12 protein-coding genes are annotated in these 18,354 nt (G+C 45.1%); 3 read left to right on the top strand and 9 right to left on the bottom strand.

Annotated elements, in window-relative coordinates; translation table 11 throughout:
* Positions 1-18: 18 nt before the first annotated feature.
* The 4 genes from OCV30_RS17935 to malT form a co-directional block, all read right to left on the bottom strand.
* Positions 19-615 carry an SCO family protein gene (locus tag OCV30_RS17935; protein WP_065678498.1) on the bottom strand — a complete coding sequence of 199 codons (597 nt, stop codon included), beginning with the start codon at positions 613-615 and terminating at the stop codon, positions 19-21.
* Positions 612-1,052, bottom strand: a complete 441-nt coding sequence (locus OCV30_RS17940) for a hypothetical protein (protein WP_065678497.1) — start codon at positions 1,050-1,052, stop codon at positions 612-614. The genes OCV30_RS17935 and OCV30_RS17940 overlap by 4 nt, the downstream gene beginning before the upstream one ends.
* Positions 1,053-1,254: 202 nt before the next feature.
* Positions 1,255-2,175 carry a polyprenyl-phosphate transporter gene (locus tag OCV30_RS17945; RefSeq protein WP_065678496.1) on the bottom strand — a complete coding sequence of 307 codons (921 nt, stop codon included), beginning with the start codon at positions 2,173-2,175 and terminating at the stop codon, positions 1,255-1,257.
* Positions 2,176-2,764: 589 nt separating this feature from the next.
* Positions 2,765-5,473 (bottom strand): HTH-type transcriptional regulator MalT, encoded by a 2,709-nt coding sequence (gene malT / locus OCV30_RS17950; protein ID WP_029223176.1) that lies wholly within the window; start codon positions 5,471-5,473, stop codon positions 2,765-2,767.
* A 566-nt stretch (positions 5,474-6,039) separates the two neighbouring features.
* On the opposite strand from malT, the gene OCV30_RS17955 reads away from it, so the two are divergent.
* From OCV30_RS17955 to glgB, 3 genes are all read left to right on the top strand, one after another.
* Entirely contained in the window at positions 6,040-8,493 is a 2,454-nt protein-coding gene (locus OCV30_RS17955; protein WP_065678495.1) for a glycogen/starch/alpha-glucan phosphorylase, read from the top strand.
* 177 nt (positions 8,494-8,670) lie between these two features.
* Positions 8,671-10,851 (top strand): 4-alpha-glucanotransferase, encoded by a 2,181-nt coding sequence (gene malQ, locus OCV30_RS17960; protein ID WP_065678494.1) that lies wholly within the window; start codon positions 8,671-8,673, stop codon positions 10,849-10,851.
* Between the two features lie 175 nt (positions 10,852-11,026).
* Positions 11,027-13,207, top strand: coding sequence for a 1,4-alpha-glucan branching protein GlgB (gene glgB / locus OCV30_RS17965; RefSeq protein ID WP_065678493.1), 2,181 nt, complete (start codon positions 11,027-11,029; stop codon positions 13,205-13,207).
* 151 nt (positions 13,208-13,358) lie between these two features.
* Here the strand turns inward: glgB and OCV30_RS17970 are convergent, their stop codons facing one another.
* The 5 genes from OCV30_RS17970 to OCV30_RS17990 all read right to left on the bottom strand — a co-directional run bounded on the left by OCV30_RS17970 (position 13,359) and on the right by OCV30_RS17990 (position 18,314).
* Positions 13,359-14,198, bottom strand: a complete 840-nt coding sequence (locus OCV30_RS17970; protein WP_065678492.1) for an energy-coupling factor transporter transmembrane component T family protein — start codon at positions 14,196-14,198, stop codon at positions 13,359-13,361.
* A complete protein-coding gene (locus OCV30_RS17975; RefSeq protein WP_065678491.1) occupies positions 14,195-15,889 on the bottom strand; it encodes an ABC transporter ATP-binding protein in 1,695 nt (564 codons plus the stop codon). The genes OCV30_RS17970 and OCV30_RS17975 overlap by 4 nt, the downstream gene beginning before the upstream one ends.
* A 6-nt stretch (positions 15,890-15,895) precedes the next feature.
* Positions 15,896-16,444, bottom strand: coding sequence for an ECF-type riboflavin transporter substrate-binding protein (locus OCV30_RS17980; protein WP_009845837.1), 549 nt, complete (start codon positions 16,442-16,444; stop codon positions 15,896-15,898).
* A gap of 344 nt (positions 16,445-16,788) precedes the next feature.
* Positions 16,789-17,919, bottom strand: a complete 1,131-nt coding sequence (locus OCV30_RS17985; protein WP_017096246.1) for an HlyD family secretion protein — start codon at positions 17,917-17,919, stop codon at positions 16,789-16,791.
* On the bottom strand, positions 17,919-18,314 hold the full coding sequence (locus OCV30_RS17990; protein ID WP_009845835.1) for a DUF3302 domain-containing protein: 396 nt from the start codon (positions 18,312-18,314) through the stop codon (positions 17,919-17,921). The genes OCV30_RS17985 and OCV30_RS17990 overlap by 1 nt, the downstream gene beginning before the upstream one ends.
* Positions 18,315-18,354 lie beyond the last annotated feature (40 nt).

Below are 18,354 nucleotides of genomic sequence, written 5' to 3' on the forward strand. Positions count from 1 at the left end.
CGCTGATGACTTGGTACGTTAGCGCGTTAATGTGTTAATAGCTTCAACAATTGGCGCTGGCGTTAACGTATGCGGCACTTTGGTAATCAGCGTGCCATCGGGTTTTAAAAAATAGAAATATGAGCTGTGGTCTAGGGTGTATTCCAACTCTGAACCTTCAAGCTTGGTCTTTCTAAAAATAACACCGTAGTTGTGTGCAAGCGTTGTTGTCACATCTAACGGGCCACTTAATCCTTCCATCATTGGGTGGAAGTATTGTGCGTATTCGTATGAGGCTTCAGCGGCATCACGCTCTGGATCGAGAGAAACAAACATCGGGCGAATCTTGGCTTTTGCTTCATCAGAAATCTGGTTAAGTGCTCCGGCTAACATTGCTAGGGAAGTAGGGCACACATCTGGGCAACGTGTGAAACCAAAGTAAACGATACGAACTCTGTCATCGGTTTGGTCAAAGATTTCCGTTGGCTGGTTATCTTTACCGAAAAGGGTTGTCGCGGAGAATTGTTGTTTTGCCGCGTGTTGTTTTTGAGCTTCGTTTTGCCCATCAAGATAACTTTTAACGCCAAAGCCAAGGACAAAAGCGACAACCAATGCTAACGACCAATTTCTACTCATCTTGCCATCCTTATTGCCGGGTTTACAGTATCGACACCATCAGTGAGCTCACCGATCCATGTCATCTTGTCTAAAGTACATACAGGTAAAATTACATCACCTTCATAGGTATTATTGCCAATGTTTTTTAATTGAAAACGTGCCGAGCCCATTTCCATCTCTAAACCTGTAAGCGACAGCATTAATGTGTCAGAGGCTGCGCCTTCCCACACTACTTTGATTTTGGTGGGAGCCAGAGGTTGAGCCGTCTCGCGATCAAGTGTCATCGTAACTGTATTTTGCTCACACGATGTGGTGGAAAGCATGCAGTAATCATCTAAGTTAATCTCAGCAGAGGCTCGCTCCATCGCTGATTCAAATTGCTGAATTGCTTGCGGTCCATAAAAGCCTGCCACGAGAGCGATCCCAAGAGCAGCAACCTTTAATGCAGAGTGCATGTCGTGTTCTCATCTAATTTTATAAGAGCGGCGATGTTATCATATCCCTCAATATGTGCTTGTATCAAAAAGTAATTTTGTGCGTATGGTAGAACTAAAAAAGCGAAGCCATTGGCTTCGCTTTTGTCTGTGTCATAGGTTCATGAGCTTAGTCTTTCTAAGTTCTATCCGTTCTGAATACGCTTGAGAATGGATAGAATGATCAGTCAGCGTTGCGCTCTGCAAATTTCTCTAACCCAAGGACCAGAGCAATCGCTACAAGCATCATCACAATAGCCATTACTAGCTGTGAAGGTTGAGAAGTGACGGCTTCAAAATCAAACGGTGACAAGTTTTCTTGAATCAGAGGAACTTGCTCACCTTTAGAGTTTGTACGCCAGCTGATCGTTTCTTTCCACGGCCAAATCTTCGGCAGTGTACCGATCATCAAACCAGTCAAGAATACTAATGTGAAGTCGCGGAATGAGCGCAATAGCCAAGACAGTACATGTGAGAAAGTCAGCAGTCCGATCACACAGCCCGCAAGGAATAGCGCAAGTACATCGACTTGAAATGATTTAACGGCGCCAAGCACGGGGCCATACATGCCAATCAGGAGCAGAATAAAGCTGCCTGAAATACCGGGTAAAATCATCGCGCAGATAGCAATCGCACCCGCAATCAATACGTTGATGCTGGTTGGCTCCATTTGCAGCGGTTTAAGCACGGTAATGCTATAAGCGAAAGCAACGCCAAGCAGCAAAAACACGAAGCGAATCATATCGCGTTTCTCTACTTGCTTAAGAATATGGAAAACCGACACCAAGATCAGGCCGAAGAAGAAAGACCACAGTGGAACAGGGTGGGTGACTAATAACCAAGAAATCAATTTTGCGAATGTCGTAATGCTCGTGAATACGCCCGCGAACAGTGAAATTAGGAAGAAACCATTGATGTGATTAAACGCGGCTTTGAAGCCTTCGCGTTTCCATAAGCCAAGTACGCTAGGGTTAATTCTGCGAATGCTTTCTAGCAGCGTATCGTAGATACCAGTGATGAATGCGATGGTTCCGCCCGACACGCCAGGAACAACGTCTGCTGAGCCCATTGCCATGCCTTTGAAAAAAGTACTTAAGTAGTTCATTGCTTCATAGAGTTGAGGATGATTTTGTGCAGTATACAAACTTTAGTGTAAAAAAAGTATGAATATGCCTTTGGCGAGGTGCTTTATTACCTCTTTAATTGTAAGGCAATACGTTGATGTGAACATCTGCCTTACATTTAAAATACAACTGCTTGGTGTCCTATTATCACCGGCTGCACTGAAATTTGTTTTCTATCGATATTGCATCTTGGTTGCATTATGCAAATGCACTTTGCAATTCGCATCATGAATTAGAGGTTTTTATGCGATGCAGGGCTTATAAAACGGCTGAATTAAAGTTGGCACGCTAACTGCATTATATACATTGACCCTTCTTAAGCCGAGGGTCACCTAGCCAACTGACGTTGTTAGTGAACTTATGATTTGTTCACAAATATATAGAGCCAATCGCGATTATTGCGGTTGGCTATTTTTTTGTCTGTCGTTTGGCTCTTTATGATCAGCTATCTGCTATTAACCCCATGCTCCAAACGAAAAAAAAGCCAGTCACCATCGGCGACTAGCTTAAGCTTTTCTCGAATCAATCTCGAATCAATCTCGAATCAATCTCGAATCAATCTCGAATCGTTTAGTACCCCATCAACTGCAGTAAATTCTCCGCTGTGCTGATCGCTTCTTTGCGGTTAGCAATGTTTAGCTTTTGGTAAAGGTTACGGATGTGAGTCTTGATGGTGGTACCTGCTACATCGAGTTCTTGAGCTATCTGCTCGTTACTGAACCCTGAATAGATCAAACCAAGTACTTGCCATTCACGCTGGGTGAGTGGGCTCGTGCGCACAAGTTCAGGAATGTTTGGGTGATTGACTAAGTTTTCAACAAAGTCTTCATCAAAGTGAACCGAGCGGCTGCGTTGGGTGGTCGAGATATCTTTCATGATCTGTTGAGCACGATGGCGTTCTAAGTCACCTAAGCCAGGCTTGTTGCTCAACTTATCCAAGATATGTCCGATAGTCCCGCCGTCTACTAAGAAGTTGCCGACCATACCGGTTTGGTTAGTCATATGAAGCGCTTCTTCAAGTAGCACGCGTGCGCTGTCTTCATCGTTAATTTGTGTACGTAACACGGCTTCAACGATCAAGTTTCGGTTGGTGTCTGTAATCAGGTGTGAACGCTGGGCTTCACTCTTAAGGAACGTCAGCGCTTCTTCCGCTTCTTCATACTGCTCGAGAATGATGTGAGCGCGAACGATGTTTCTCCATTGCAGTTGGCAGAAGTGGTTGCTTGCCGATTCAGGTCGAACAGCCACATTCAACCAATCACGTATCGCCTCTTTATTGCCTTTTACTTGCCAAAAAAGAATCAAAGAAAGAGAAGCGTTCGCCGTCCAGTCCACGTGGTAAGTCGATTGACGCAAAAGGTGCTGAATTTGGTCGATAAACTTAGATGCTTTATCAATTTCACCGCGACTCAGTGAAATACGAGCCAACATTGAATAACTGTGAAGGTGCTTACTTGGCGAATGGTGACCAAGGATATCCAAGCCTTTGTAACAGCACTCTTCCGCTTCATCTAATCGGTTCCAACACCAGAATATTTGAGCTCTAACACGCAGTAAGAATTCATGCAGAGGCACGTATTTTAGCTGGTGTTCTTCGATCAATTTGAACGCACTGTCTTGCAGCTCGAATGCCGCTTGAACGTAACCCTGTGCAATTAAGATCTCGCTCTGTTGTAGAATCGCCCAAAGCGCTTGGTGGTAAACTTGGTACTGGCGTGCAAGTTTTTCTGTTTGCTGCATCATCGGCAGTGCACGGCTCAAGTTGCCCATTACGTGATTGACTTCACCAACAACAGACGTGGCGACAATTCGGCTACGATAAACGGTGGTGTTCAGCTGACTTAGCGAAAGCTCTGCCAATTCTAAGGCTTTTTCAGGTTCATTACTGTTAATCGCAACTTGCGCGCGTAGGGCGTTGTATTGCCCTTGTTGTTGAGTGTCGAGTTCAATATTTCGAGCTTGATATTGTGTTTCAGCCTCTTCCAATAATGTCCCTACTTGTTCGTAGCGGTGCTGACTTTGTGCTAGCCAAGCTCGTAACATGGACAGTTTAGGGTCGCTGTAAAGTTGATCCGTAGTCAGTTGCTTGATCGCCATCTCTAACGAGGAAAGCTCGCCTTGGTTGAACATCGGCCAACCGTGGTCTGTCAGTATTTGAATGATCAGTTCTGGGTCTTCAGCGCGCTGTGCATGGCGTAGTGCTTGGTGTGGTGTGTCTTGTTTAATCCACGCCTTCGCGGCACTTCGGTGCAACTCTGCTTCTTGTTGAGGGATTCGAGCTTGACGCTCATGTGCCAAAAATTCACCAAACAGGTTATGGAAACGATACCAGTTCTTTTCGCCTTCAAGCGGGTAGATGAATAAACCGAATCGATTTAATGATTCGATCATACCCAGTGCGTCTTCACGCTGCGTTAGCGCACAAACCAGTTCGTCGTTGAAGTGGTCAAGCACTGAACACTGCATCAAGAACTGTCGAGTTTCTTTGTCTAACAGGTCGAAAACCTCTTCAACCAAGTAGTCCCAAAGATGGGCTTGATTAAAGTGGGAGAAGGACTCAGCAGACTGCGCCAGCGTGCGTTTTTGATGTTGGGCTTGCAGCGCAATAAGTTGAAGTGCAGAAGGCCAACCCTCTACATATGTACAAATACTGTCTGCCGTTGTGTCATCAATACCATCGGCAACACGCTGATTAAAAAAGCGCGTCGTCTCTTCGGTATCAAAAGCCAGCGAGTCATTACCTAATTCGATCATTAAGTCTCGAACGCGAAGGTTTGCCGTACCTAGGGGGGGGGTACCACGACTGGTTACAACTAGCGTGAGATTGTCGGGCATGTGTTTGAGGAAAAAGCGCATTGCTTCTTGAATGTCATCATTGTTGACTAAATGGTAGTCGTCTAAAACAAGAAAACATTCATGATGATAGTCCGACATCTCGGCGAATACTTCGCTCAATAAAGAATGCAGCGATGAAAACTGTCGTTTCTCTGCCAGTTTTTGGGCATTGGGACAGGAATTTTGAGTCGCTTTATTGAGTGATTGGAGTAGGTAGTTGATAAAACGGAAGGCATCGTTGTCACTATCATCGATGCTGTACCAACCCACATTCGGCTTATCTAACAGCCACTGTGCAGCCATGGTGGTCTTGCCATAGCCCGCAGGAGAACGGAACAATACAAGCTTATAGCAATCTGCGTTCTGGAGCAGATCGAGAACCCTAGGTCGTAGGATTGCATTATGTAAGCGGCCGGGACGAGTCAGTTTCGAAGGGATCCACATGTCGAAGTTTTTCACCTATTCCGTGGCGTATGTTTTGGGGATTCTAAAACCGTAAAAGAGTTGCCCAATCACATCTGCCTAATTACTTAAGTCTGTGCTTATGTTACGTGAAGAAAAATGGCACCGACTATGATTCTCCTCAGAAACCTTGCGGTCTTGCATGTTTTTGGCTTTCTACGCCCTTAATTTGAGACTTTGCTCACGTTGCGTGGTGGTTTGTGAATGTGACTTTGTTCAGTCTTACACTGAGATTTATGCAAAAGATGAGATATGGAAAATAATTTCGTGATCTCAAACTCAGATTTGCTAATCAGTTTATTCCGGTTAAATAAAACTCACATCAATTAACGTTAAGTTATCGAACGGGAGCTTGTGATCTTAGTCACTCCAACTTTTTGTTCGAAGTTAGAACATGAGAGTCAGATCACTAACCTTACATCGGTACGCCCCCTACGCCCTCTCATCTACTCCTAGTTAGTCGTATTAACGGGAGGATGTTTAGTTAATGGTGACCATGCACGATATGTCACAGATGAATTAGAACTATTAAAAGCGAGATTTCTGAAATGAAACCAACTCAGCAAAAAACTTTCGATAAAGTGTCGTTCCAAGAAAGCGTTAAAAAGCATTTATCTGCAACTTACGCAACAACGATTGAAACAGCAGATAGCCGCGCATGGTACCTAGCAATGGGGCGTGCGCTAGCAGAATTGACAACATTTGATCTGCTAGAAACTGAAAATGATGAAAAAATCAAAAACGCGAAGAGCGTTAACTACCTTTCATTAGAGTTTTTGATTGGTCGTCTAACAGGTAACAACCTGATCAGCATGGGTCTGTACGAACAGATTACTCATGCAATGGAAGAGCTAGGCCAAAACCTAACTGACCTTCTAGAAGAAGAACGCGACCCATCGCTAGGTAATGGTGGTCTTGGTCGTCTTGCTGCTTGTTTTATGGATTCTTGTGCTGCACAAGAGTACCCAACAGTAGGCTACGGTCTTCACTACGAATACGGCCTATTCAAACAGTCTTTCCAAGATGGTCGTCAACAAGAAGCACCAGACGCATGGCGCGGTGTTGAAGGTTACCCATGGGAAGTCGCTCGTCCAGAACTAGCACAACACATTGGTTTTTACGGTCATGTAGAAGTTGAATTCATCGACGGTAAAGAAGTTCGTACTTGGGTTCCAGGTATGGAAGTAAAAGCAATGCCTTGGGATCTACCAATCGTAGGTTACGAGTCAAACACGGTTTACCCATTGCGTCTTTGGGAATGTCAGGCAATTGCACCATTCTCACTAGCAAGCTTTAACAACGGTGATTACTTCGAAGCGCAACACTCGCTAATCGATGCAGGTAACATCACTAAAGTACTTTACCCGAACGACAACCACGAGAAAGGTAAGACACTGCGTCTAATGCAGCAGTACTTCCACTCAGCAGCGTCAGTTCGCGATATTCTACGCCGTCACGAAGCAGCAGGTTTCTCTCTAGAAGATCTGCCTAAGCAAGAAACGATTCAGCTTAACGATACGCACCCAACGATTGCGATTCCTGAGCTAATGCGCATCCTGATCGACGAGAAAGGTCTATCTTGGGATCAAGCATGGGAAATCAGTGCACATACGTTCGCTTACACGAACCACACACTACTTCCTGAAGCACTAGAGACTTGGTCTGAATCGCTGATCAACCGTCTTCTTCCACGTCACATGGAAATCATTTTTGAAATCAACCACCGCTTCATGCAAGAAGTTCGCAAGATGTGGCCTGGTGACGGTGAGAAACAAGCGAAGCTTTCTATCATCCAAGAAGGTTTCCACCGCATGGTTCGCATGGCAAACCTATGTGTGATTGGCTCTTACAAAGTAAACGGTGTAGCCGCACTTCACTCTCAACTGGTTAAGAAAGACTTGTTCCCAGAGTTCAACGAAATCTTCCCAGGTAAACTGACTAACGTAACGAACGGCATCACGCCACGTCGTTGGTTGAAATTCTGTAACCCAGGTCTATCTAATCTAATCACAGGTAAGATTGGCTCTGAGTGGCCAGCAAAACTTGAGCAGCTAGAAGGCATCGCTAAGTTTGCAACAGACGCGAAATTCCAAAAAGAATTCATGGCTGTTAAGAAAGAAAACAAACAGCGTCTTGCGGATTGGGTTAAAGAGAACATGGGTATCGAGCTAGATACTAACGCTATCTTCGACGTTCAAATTAAGCGTCTGCACGAATACAAGCGTCAGCATCTAGATTTGCTACACATTCTGTCTCTGTACCACCGTATTCTTAACGAACCTGGTTTCGAGTGTGAGCCACGCGTATGTTTCTTCGCAGCGAAAGCAGCACCGGGTTACCACCTAGCAAAAGAAATCATCTTCGCGGTTAACAAGATTGCAGAGAAGATCAACAACGATCCTCGCATCGGTAACAAGCTGAAAGTGGTATTCATTCCTGACTACCGTGTAAGCATGGCTGAAATCATCATCCCTGCGGCAGACGTTTCTCAGCAAATCTCATTAGCTGGTAAAGAAGCTTCAGGTACGGGCAACATGAAGATGGCTCTAAACGGCGCTCTAACTATCGGTACGATGGATGGTGCAAACGTTGAGATTCGTGAAGAAGTTGGTGATGAAAACATCTACATCTTCGGCCTAGAAGTTGACGGTGTTGTTGCACTGAAAGCTCAGGGTTACAACCCATACGATTACTACAATGCAGACCCACTATTGAAAGCATCTCTAGATCTACTGACTGGCGATGAGTTCACTCCAGGTCAACCCGGTCTTCTACGTGCAACGTTTGATAGCCTGCTAGACGGTGGTGACCCTTACCTATGTCTTGCTGACTTCGCATCTTATGTGAAAGCGCACGAAGACATGGGTACGCAATACAAAGACCAAGCAGGCTGGGCTAAGAAAGCGATTCTTAACACAGCATTGGTTGGTAAGTTCACATCAGACCGCTCTATTCGCGATTACGTGAACAACATTTGGAAACTTGAAGCGGTTAACCGTTAATACTTCCAAAGTAGCCAAGGCAGTTTCTGCCTTGGCTCAATTAGCTTGTGAGCAAATAGACGGCTTATTCAGATAGCAATGCTTATAAACTGATTGTCACAAGCTAATTGATTAGTAAAAATTAATATAGACAACCCTACAAGAATTGAAAGCGTCAGAACGTTTTCGGAGAGAGCGATGAAAGAACAGACCGTATTAAAACAAGTCGCAGAAATGGCAAATATTGCCGATAGTTACGTTAGTGCGTGGGGCGATGAAGCACAAGTATCAGAAGAGACGATTACGTCTCTATTGGCTTCATTGGGCTACGATACAAGCAGCGATGATGCACTGCTTAAATCTGCAGAAAGAAAGCACAGAAAAGATGTATTAGACCCGGTTCTTGTCTTGCGTGACGGTGAGCCAGTAGAAGTGACACTCAATCTGGGTGTGAGTGCTCGTGAAAGTGAGTTCAGCTGGCGCTTAGAAACCGAGCAAGGAGAGGTACTTGAAGGCTATCTTCAATCTCAAGTCGTTCGTGACGAGCGTGCCGAGGGTGGCCCTTTAGTGTTTGCATTGCCAAGTGATTTGGCATGGGGTTATCACAAGCTCATTGTGAGTCGTAAGCGCCGTAAGAAACCTTACGAGATGACGCTGATTATTACGCCAAAAGCGTGCTTCAAACAGTCACCCATTGAGCAAGGCAAAAAGCTTTGGGGACCAAGTGTTCAACTGTACACGCTAAGAACTCAGCACAACTGGGGTATTGGTGATTTCGGTGACCTAAAACAGCTTGTTTCGGATATCGCGTCTCGCGGTGGTGACTTTGTTGGTCTAAACCCAATTCACTCACTGTTCCCTGCGAACCCGGAAGGTGCGAGCCCATACAGCCCGTCTTCACGTCGTTGGTTGAACGTCTTATACATTGATGTGAGTTCAGTTCCTGAGTTCGCATTAAGCGCGGAAGCGCAACAAACGGTAGGCAGCGCCGAGTTCCAGCTGCGCCTACAGAAAGCTCGTGAAGCGCACTGGGTGAATTACACTGAAGTGTCTGAGCTGAAGATGAGCATCTTACCTCTGCTATTCGCAGAATTTAAGACTCGTCATCTAGACAAAAACAGCGACCGCGCACAAGCGTTCTTAGCGTTCGTTGAAGAGGGCGGTGAAAGCCTGATGCATCAAGCGGCGTTTGATGCTCTGCACGGTGAACTGCATGCTGAAGATTCAGGTATGTGGGGCTGGCCTGTATTCCCTGAGAAATTCCGTACATTTGAAAGCCCTGCGACCCAGAAATACATCAAAGATAACCTAGATCAAGTGTATCTCTACATGTACCTGCAATGGTTAGCCGATTGCCAAATCAACGATGCACAGTCTCTGGCTGAAGAGAAAGGCATGGCGGTTGGACTGTACCGTGACTTAGCGGTAGGCGTTGCAGATTCTGGCAGCGAGACATGGGCTGATGAAGGCAACCTAGTGATGGATGCGAGCATTGGTGCTCCACCGGATATTCTTGGTCCTCTAGGCCAAAACTGGGGCTTACCGCCACTTAACCCAGAAGTGCTTCAAGAAACCAGCTACGACGCTTACATCAAATTGCTTCGTGCCAACATGAAGCACTGTGGCGCATTGCGTATTGACCATGTTTTAGGCCTGCTGCGCTTATGGTGGATTCCAAAAGGTGAGAACGCAACGAAAGGTGCGTACATCTACTACCCAGTGCAAGACATGCTGTCTATTCTGGCGCTTGAATCTCACCGTTACCAATGCAGCGTTATCGGTGAAGACTTAGGCACGGTACCGGATGAAATCGTAGACATCCTTGCTGATGCTGGCGTGCATTCTTACAAAGTATTCTTCTTCGAAACATCAGAAAATGACGGTGGTTTTATTTCTCCTAAGCACTATGCGTCACAATCGATGGCGGCACTGTGTACTCACGATATGCCAACGCTTCGCGGCTTCTGGCACTGTGATGACTTAAAAATGGGTCAAGAGATTGGTTTATACCCAGACGCACAACAGCTAGAAACTTTGTTCGATAACCGCTTGGAGTGCAAGCAAGGTATCTTAGACTCAGTGGCATGGCATGGCTTCCTACCAGAAGGTGTTGGGCGTGATGCAAGTCAAGTACCGATGGATTCTTATCTTGCTGAAGCGCTTCAGTTGCACGTTGCGGCTGGTGGCTCAACACTCCTGAGTGTTCAGTTGGAAGATTGGCTAGAGATGGATAAGCCCGTTAACATCCCTGGTACGGTCGATGAGTACCCTAACTGGCGTCGTAAACTATCAATGAACTTGGACGAAATCTTCGCTCATGAAGGCGTGAATCGTATCGCCTCTAAGCTAACTGACGTTCGAGAAAAAGCAGCTAAATAATGGAATCGAGTGGCTTGAAAAGAGGTGGTTTTTTGCTTACGCCGTACGAAACTACAACCTCGGTCACTCAATATTGAATGCTCATCTGGTAGAATAAACCGTCGTTATATTGCCCGCACTAATAGCGGGCATTTTTGTATTATGTTTTTTGGATGTTTGGTTAGGGAGAAGCGTTTTGGAACTAAGTTCGATTTCAAAGCAAAAACAAATATATACCCAACTATCACAGGCTTGCTTCACAGACCCATTTGCGTTTTTAGGGCCATACTTACCTTCTGAACAAGGTTCATTACGAGTGTGGATTCCTGGGGCAGATAAAGTCGAGTTGATTGTTGGAAAGGAACCTCGTATTAAGTTAGCGCGAGAGGGTGAAAGTGGTTTCATTCTTAAGCAAGAAAGAGACTTACGTTTTACTCACTACAAGCTTGCGGTTGATTGGAATGGAGTAGAGCAGATCATCGATGATCCATACCAATACCATGATCTGTACGCGAGTTATGAGGATCTTCATACACCGAAAGATATGTATCATCACATGGGGGCTCAGTTTATTACGCTAGAGCGTGATGGACAGACGATTTCAGGCACGCGTTTCTTGGTGTACGCACCGCATGCAACAGCGGCTAGCTTGGTGGGTAACTTCAACGCTTGGGATGGTCGTCGCCACCCAATGCAGCGTCTAGATTATGGTATGTGGGGCTTATTTATTCCTGATCTGGAAGAAGGCGCACAATACAAGTTTGAATTAAAAGGACCTGATGGCGAAGGCTTGCCACATAAAGCTGACCCATGGGGTTTCTACTCTGAGCAGTACCCATCATTTTCATCTGTGACTTACGATCACGCTCGCTACCAGTGGCAAGATACTCAATGGCAGAATCGCCCAGTAACGCAAAAGCGTAAAGAGGCACTTTCGTTCTATGAACTGCACGCCGGTTCTTGGAAGCGTAACGCTGAAGGTGAATTTTTAAACTACCGTGAGCTAGCGGCAGAGCTAATCCCATATCTAACGGATCTGGGTTACACACACGTAGAGTTGATGCCGGTTTCAGAGCACCCGTTTTACGGCTCTTGGGGTTATCAGCCAATAGGCTTGTTTGCGCCAACAAGTCGTTTTGGCTCTCCAGATGATTTCAAATTCTTCGTCGACCAATGTCACCAAGCCGGTTTAGGCGTTGTTCTGGACTGGGTTCCTGCACACTTTCCAAGTGATGATCACGGCTTAGCTAACTTTGACGGAACACCTTTGTTCCATGATCCAGATCCACGCCGTGGTTGGCACCAAGATTGGAACTCGTACATTTACGACTTAGGTAAAGAGCATGTTCGTCGTTTCTTAGTAGCAAATGCACTGTACTGGTTCGAACAATTCCATATCGATGGCATTCGTGTTGATGCGGTTGCTTCGATGTTGTACCTCGATTACTCGCGTAGCCATGATCAATGGATTCCGAATGTAGACGGCGGCAATGAAAATTACGACGCTATCGCGACCCTTAAGTGGATGAACGAAGAAGTGTACAAACACTTCCCGAATGCGATGACAATTGCTGAAGAATCGACGGCTTTCCCAGGTGTTTCAGCACCAACCTTTATGGGCGGTTTAGGCTTCGGTTTTAAGTGGAACATGGGTTGGATGCACGATAGCTTGTCTTACATTCAAGAAGATCCAATCAACCGTAAATATCACCACGATACGATTACCTTCCCGTTGGTTTATGCTCACAGCGAAAACTACGTATTGTCTCTGTCTCACGATGAGGTGGTTTACGGTAAAGGCTCTATCCACAACAAGATGCCGGGTGATGAGTGGCAGCAAACGGCTAACCTACGCGCTTACATGGGTTACATGTATGCACAACCGGGTAAAAAGCTGAACTTCATGGGCGCTGAATTCGGTCAAACGGCTGAATGGAATCATGATGATCAACTGCAGTGGTTCTTGTTGGAATATGAACGCCATCAAGGTGTTCAACGCTTAACGAAAGATTTGAACAATCTATACCGCTCTGAGGCGGCAATGCACGATCTTGATTTCGACCCGAAAGGTTTTGAATGGCGTCTACAAGATTCTGCTGAAGCAAGTATCTTAGCTCATGAACGTATTAGTGAGTCGGGTGAACGCGTGTTGGTTGTTTCTAACTTTACGCCCGTTCCTCATGAGCGTTTCCGCTTAGGTGTTCCAGCCCAAGGCCAGTACTCGCTATTGCTGAATACTGACTCGGCTGATTACGCAGGCAGCGGTTTTGAAGTGAAGCAGGTTGCTGAGGTTGAATCAATAGCAAGCGAAGGTTTGGACACGTCGATTGAGCTGCGTTTGCCACCTCTTTCAACGGTGTTTTACAAATTAAACTAATAACAATCACAGTAAGTAAGTGATCACAAAGACGACAAAGGGAGCCCTGAGGCTCCCTTTTTTGTTTCGATTTTCACTCTAAAACGGCTTGAATTTCGTTAAGTAGAACATCAAGCAGCACGTTCTTTAAGCGACGCTTTCAATGAAAAACCTAAAATGGATACCAGAATAATTGTGGTTCTAAAACACGCTTTACGATCGCTAACACAACGATAAAGGCGATAACCATTAGCCAAACATAATCGATACGTTTCAAAGGCGCATAGCTATACCAAGTCCGTGACTTATGTCTGCCAAAACCTCGTAACGTCATTGCGTTTGAAATCTCGTCTGCACGGTCTAAGCTAGAAAAAATGAGCGGACCTAGAACCTTAGCTACGTTTTTGATGCGAGTGAGTAAAGGTGCTTTCTTCGATAGTTCAACGCCACGAGCCTGTTGAGCATGCATGATATTGATGAAGTCTTTTTTGACTTCAGGTAAATAACGCAGTGTTAAGCTGACCGCATAGGCGATTTTGTATGGAACGCCAATACGGTTGAGGCTTGCGGCAAACTCGGTCGGGTGCGTGGTAAAGACGAATATTAACGCTATCGGGAACATACTCATGTATTTGAGCGTGACAGTGATTAAATAAAACAGAGTCTCTTGGCTCAACGAGTAGTTACCCGGCAATGTCAGCAATAGAGTCTCGCTACCGATGAGCTCTGTACCTTGCTGTGGAGCAAGCAGATACATGAACAAAGCATTTAGGCTTAATACACTCACCGTTCCCAATAACAAAGGCCTATAAACGCGCACAGGTACATTGGTAAGCTTCAGTAGGAATAAACCAGTCACAATAAGCAACGCAATCAATCTCAGGTCGAACGTAGTTAAAACCACAGTGACCCAAGCGAGAAAAAGTACAAATTTAGTGATGCCGTTCAGTGCGTGTAACGGTGATTTAGTATCAATGTAATTGATGCCAAATTTTACTTTTGATGCATTCATAGCGAGCTTCTCTCGTCGTCGATGAAGTACTGCATAAAAGCGTTGGTGTCGTCGATTTTCATCATAGTCGCAAGTTCATAAATGCTGGTGGTACAAAGGTTCGCTCGTTCTAAAAGCGATGGCTGACTAAACACTTCCGTCATGGCTGCATTAGCAATTAACTTGCTGTCTGCGATTACGATCGAACGTGTGGTGTATTCTAGAACCAAGTGCATGTCGTGTGAGATGATCACAACAGTAATGCCCAAATCTCGGTTAAGCTTTTGGGTGAATGCCAGCATCGATGTGTAGTTACGGTAGTCTTGGCCTGCTGTTGGCTCATCTAAGATGAGGAGTTCAGGCTCCAACACTAAGATAGACGCGATCGTTACACGCTTTTTCTGACCATAGCTCAGAGCTTCAATGGGCCAGTGGCGGAACTTACTTAACCCGCAAAGCTCAAGAACGTTCTCTACTTTTTCTGTGATCAGTTGTTCTGCAATACCTCGGTTACGAAGACCAAAAGCAATCTCATCAAAAATCATATGATGTGAGATCATATGATTCGGGTTCTGCATCACCACACCGACTTTCTGGCTTCTTTCAAAGATGGAAAGTTCAGATAAGTCTTGACCATTTAGATAGGAAGAACCTGAATCAGCATCTATCACACCCATGATGAGTTTGGTGATAGTGGATTTACCCGAACCGTTCTTGCCCAAAATCGAGACAAACTCACCCTTACCAATTTTGAAACTCACATCTTCGAGTGCATTTTTTTCGCCGTCGTAAGAATAAGTTAAGCCATGAACTTCGAGCAAAGGCTGGTACTGTTTCTCTGCTAGCGGTGCCGGGCGCTCAGCAAACCAAGCTTGAACTGCTGGGCGGAATCTTTTGTAATCCAAAGCTTTGAGGTTTGAAAGTTTATCTTCGTTAGTCAGAGGGGCTTTCGCTGCTTTAAGTGCAGATAAGTAGAGAGGTTCACGAATACCGTGCGTCTCAAGTAACTTGGACGCTAAGATGTCATCCGGAGTCATATCCGCGACTATTTCCCCGCGCTCCATTAAGATCACACGATCAATATCGCGATGTAGAACATCCTCAAGGCGATGCTCGATAATCACGATAGTCTTGTTGGTTTCTTTATGAAGTTGGTCGATGATCTCAATCGTTGCTTTGCCCGTTTTAGGGTCAAGGCTTGCTAGAGGCTCATCGAACAGCAAGATATCGACATCATCGACTAAAATACCCGCTAACGATACTCGCTGTTTTTGACCACCTGAAAGGTCATGAGGAGAGCGCTCAAGCATATCCGCTAGGTCGACCATTTTTGCTGTCGATTTAACTAACGGGTACATATCAATGTTCGACATCAACTGGTTTTCTAATGCGAACGCGATATCTTCACCGATACTTAACCCCACAAATTGGCTGTCAGTATCTTGCAATACTGTGCCTACTTGCTCGGTATAGTCGTGCATTGAAAACTCAGAGACATTCTTGCCGTTGATCTCTAAAGAACCAGATACCTCACCTTTAATTGCATGAGGTATCAGACCATTGAGACACTGACCTAGCGTAGATTTACCACTACCACTTGGTCCAATAATGACGATTTTCTCTCCTTTCTCTATCCTTAGATTGATATTTTTTAGCGTCGGTTTATCCAGCGACTCATATCTAAAAGAGAAGTTCGAAAATGCTATAGTCATTAGCGTTTATGCCTCGGTCAGGTTACGGCTTTGTTTGTTACGTTTAGCGACTGATTTTAGGATCAGGAAGCCTACCACTGCGATAAGAATAGTGTTGCCCGCAGCGATGATAGACAGTTGAGTGAACACTTTAGTAAACGGTTCTGCGTATAGGATGGTATCTAGGAACGCAGAGCTACCATAACCCACAACGTTACCCGCAAGGGCAAGTACCACGAACAGTGCAAAATCTTTCATTGGTAGTTCACCTTGTTGAAGGCGATTCTTAGTCATCATTGGGAATAAGCCGATAACCATACCGACAATACCTGAGCCTAATACCCAAGTTAACCATACCCCCCAACCTGCGAACAAATCCGTTACCCAGTGACCGATAAAGCCAACCAAGAAGCCAACAATAGGGCCAAACAAAACAGAAAACAGTGCTAGGACTGCCATTGCTGGTTTCAATGTCGTGTTAGCAAACACTGGGACACCAAACATAGGTAAACCACCAATGCCGTACAGTGCCGCGCCAATAGCAATAACGACGACTGTTTTAGCTGAAAAGTTCATAGATAACCTCGAATACTGAAAATAAAGCATAATATTCGCCATTATTAATATGCGTCTCAATGAGAACGTTTTTTGGGCAAATATAAAAAATAAGGCGCGCATTATACAGTAGAACCCTTCCATAAGGGAAGGTAAGTGTCTAGATGTCTAAAATTCCATCTAGACGCATTAATATCATGTAAAAAACGCAATTTTACGGTTAATCAAGCAACAAAAAAGCCAGAACGAGTCTGGCTTTTTGATTCATATTAACAATGTGTTAAGCGGGGTTGTCGTATATCTACGACCGTTTAGTGGTCTAGCTCTAGTTAGTGGTCTAGCTCTAGTTAGTGGTCTAGATACGGTTAGTGGTCTAGATACAAATAGTTTTGCCAACTCTTCATGCGAATAAGCACTTTACGCATGATAGATACGTGAGTGAAGCTGTCAGAATAAACGGCCACTTCCACGGCAGTACCCATAGGCAAATGGTACTCAGACAGATCATCAGTGATGGTCAGCTTAACAAATACACGGCCGCTAGTACGCAGTGCGTCAGTACCTAGAAGTGTGCCTCGAGCTTGAAATTGGCTTTCACCAATGGCTGGGATGACTTCATCAATGCGTCCTTTAAATACTTTTCCTGGTAGTGCTCTAAATAGAAACTCAGCTTCGTAGCCAGGTTGCAGGCGTTGTAGTGAGTTTTGTCTAAAGGCTGCGGTATAGAATTGCGCCTCAGTGTGAACAAAGGTCATCACCGGCGCTAATGGTAGTGGTACAGCCATTACACCAGGACGAAGAGCGAGTTGAGTTACGTAGCCATCGGTTGGTGCTCTTACTACCGTTTGGTCAAGATTGAATTCAGCTTTACGTAAATCAGCAAGTAAGCCTGCAACCGCTGTATTCTCACCGCCAATCTCAGAGTTAAGTGCGATCTGAGCTTGTTGTTGGTTTGCTTCGGCTACTTTCACTGCAGCTTCTGCGGCTTTGTATGCCTGTCGACGAGTATCGAGTTGTTGCTCTGTAAATGCGCCACTTTCGAAGCCTCGCTTGTATCGAGAGAATTCACGTTGTGCTTTGTCTCTTTCTGCAATGGCTTTTATTTTGGCAGCTTCAGCTTCTCCAACTTGCGACTCTAGACCTAAGGCTCCTTGACTCGCTTCTTTTACTTTGGCTTGCAGCTTAGCAACTTCAGCTTCAAAAGGAATCGGGTCTATTTTGAAAAGGATATCCCCTTGCTTGAGAGGCTTATTTGCTTCAACCGGAACCTCGATGACTTTGCCTCGAACCCCTGAAACAATCGGTGTCGTTGAGTAAACTTGATTACCGATTTGTGTGAAAGGGTGGTTGTAGTTCATTAATAGAATCAAAGTACCGATGAGGACAACACCACCCAGTACGGCAGTGGGGACAGTCCATTTGTTTAGTGGGATTTTGAATACTTTGAAAATCGTAATACAAAGCGCCGCGTAGGTCATTATCAGCAGTAAATCCATTACTTAGCCTCCTGATCTTGAACGTTGTTTGTCTGTTTCTCTGTGCTGTTTTGCTCAGTGCCCGCTTGCTTTAGCTGTGCGATTTCGTTCTGAAGTGCACTCACTTGGTCAATGAGAGTGTCGACTCGGTGATGAATATCATGTTGTTCTTCTTCAAGCTTAGCGAAGCCCCAGCCACGATCTTTGCGCCACAACGTAGCCCAAATCCAAAGGAACGGCCAAATAGTGTGTAAAGTGAATAGGCTAACCCAGCCTGAGACATGAATAGCATCTTGATGAGGGTGATTGCGTTCTTTCGCAATTTCATAGGGAATATCGTGAATAACGATGATGCCGTAAAAGATAACTAATGCTACGAAAATCAGTAGACCGAGTGCAAAGTAGTCTAAAAACATAACAGATCCTTGTAATGTTAGATGTTAGTTACAAATATAC

The organism is Vibrio atlanticus, from assembly GCF_024347315.1.
Classification (GTDB): domain Bacteria; phylum Pseudomonadota; class Gammaproteobacteria; order Enterobacterales; family Vibrionaceae; genus Vibrio; species Vibrio atlanticus.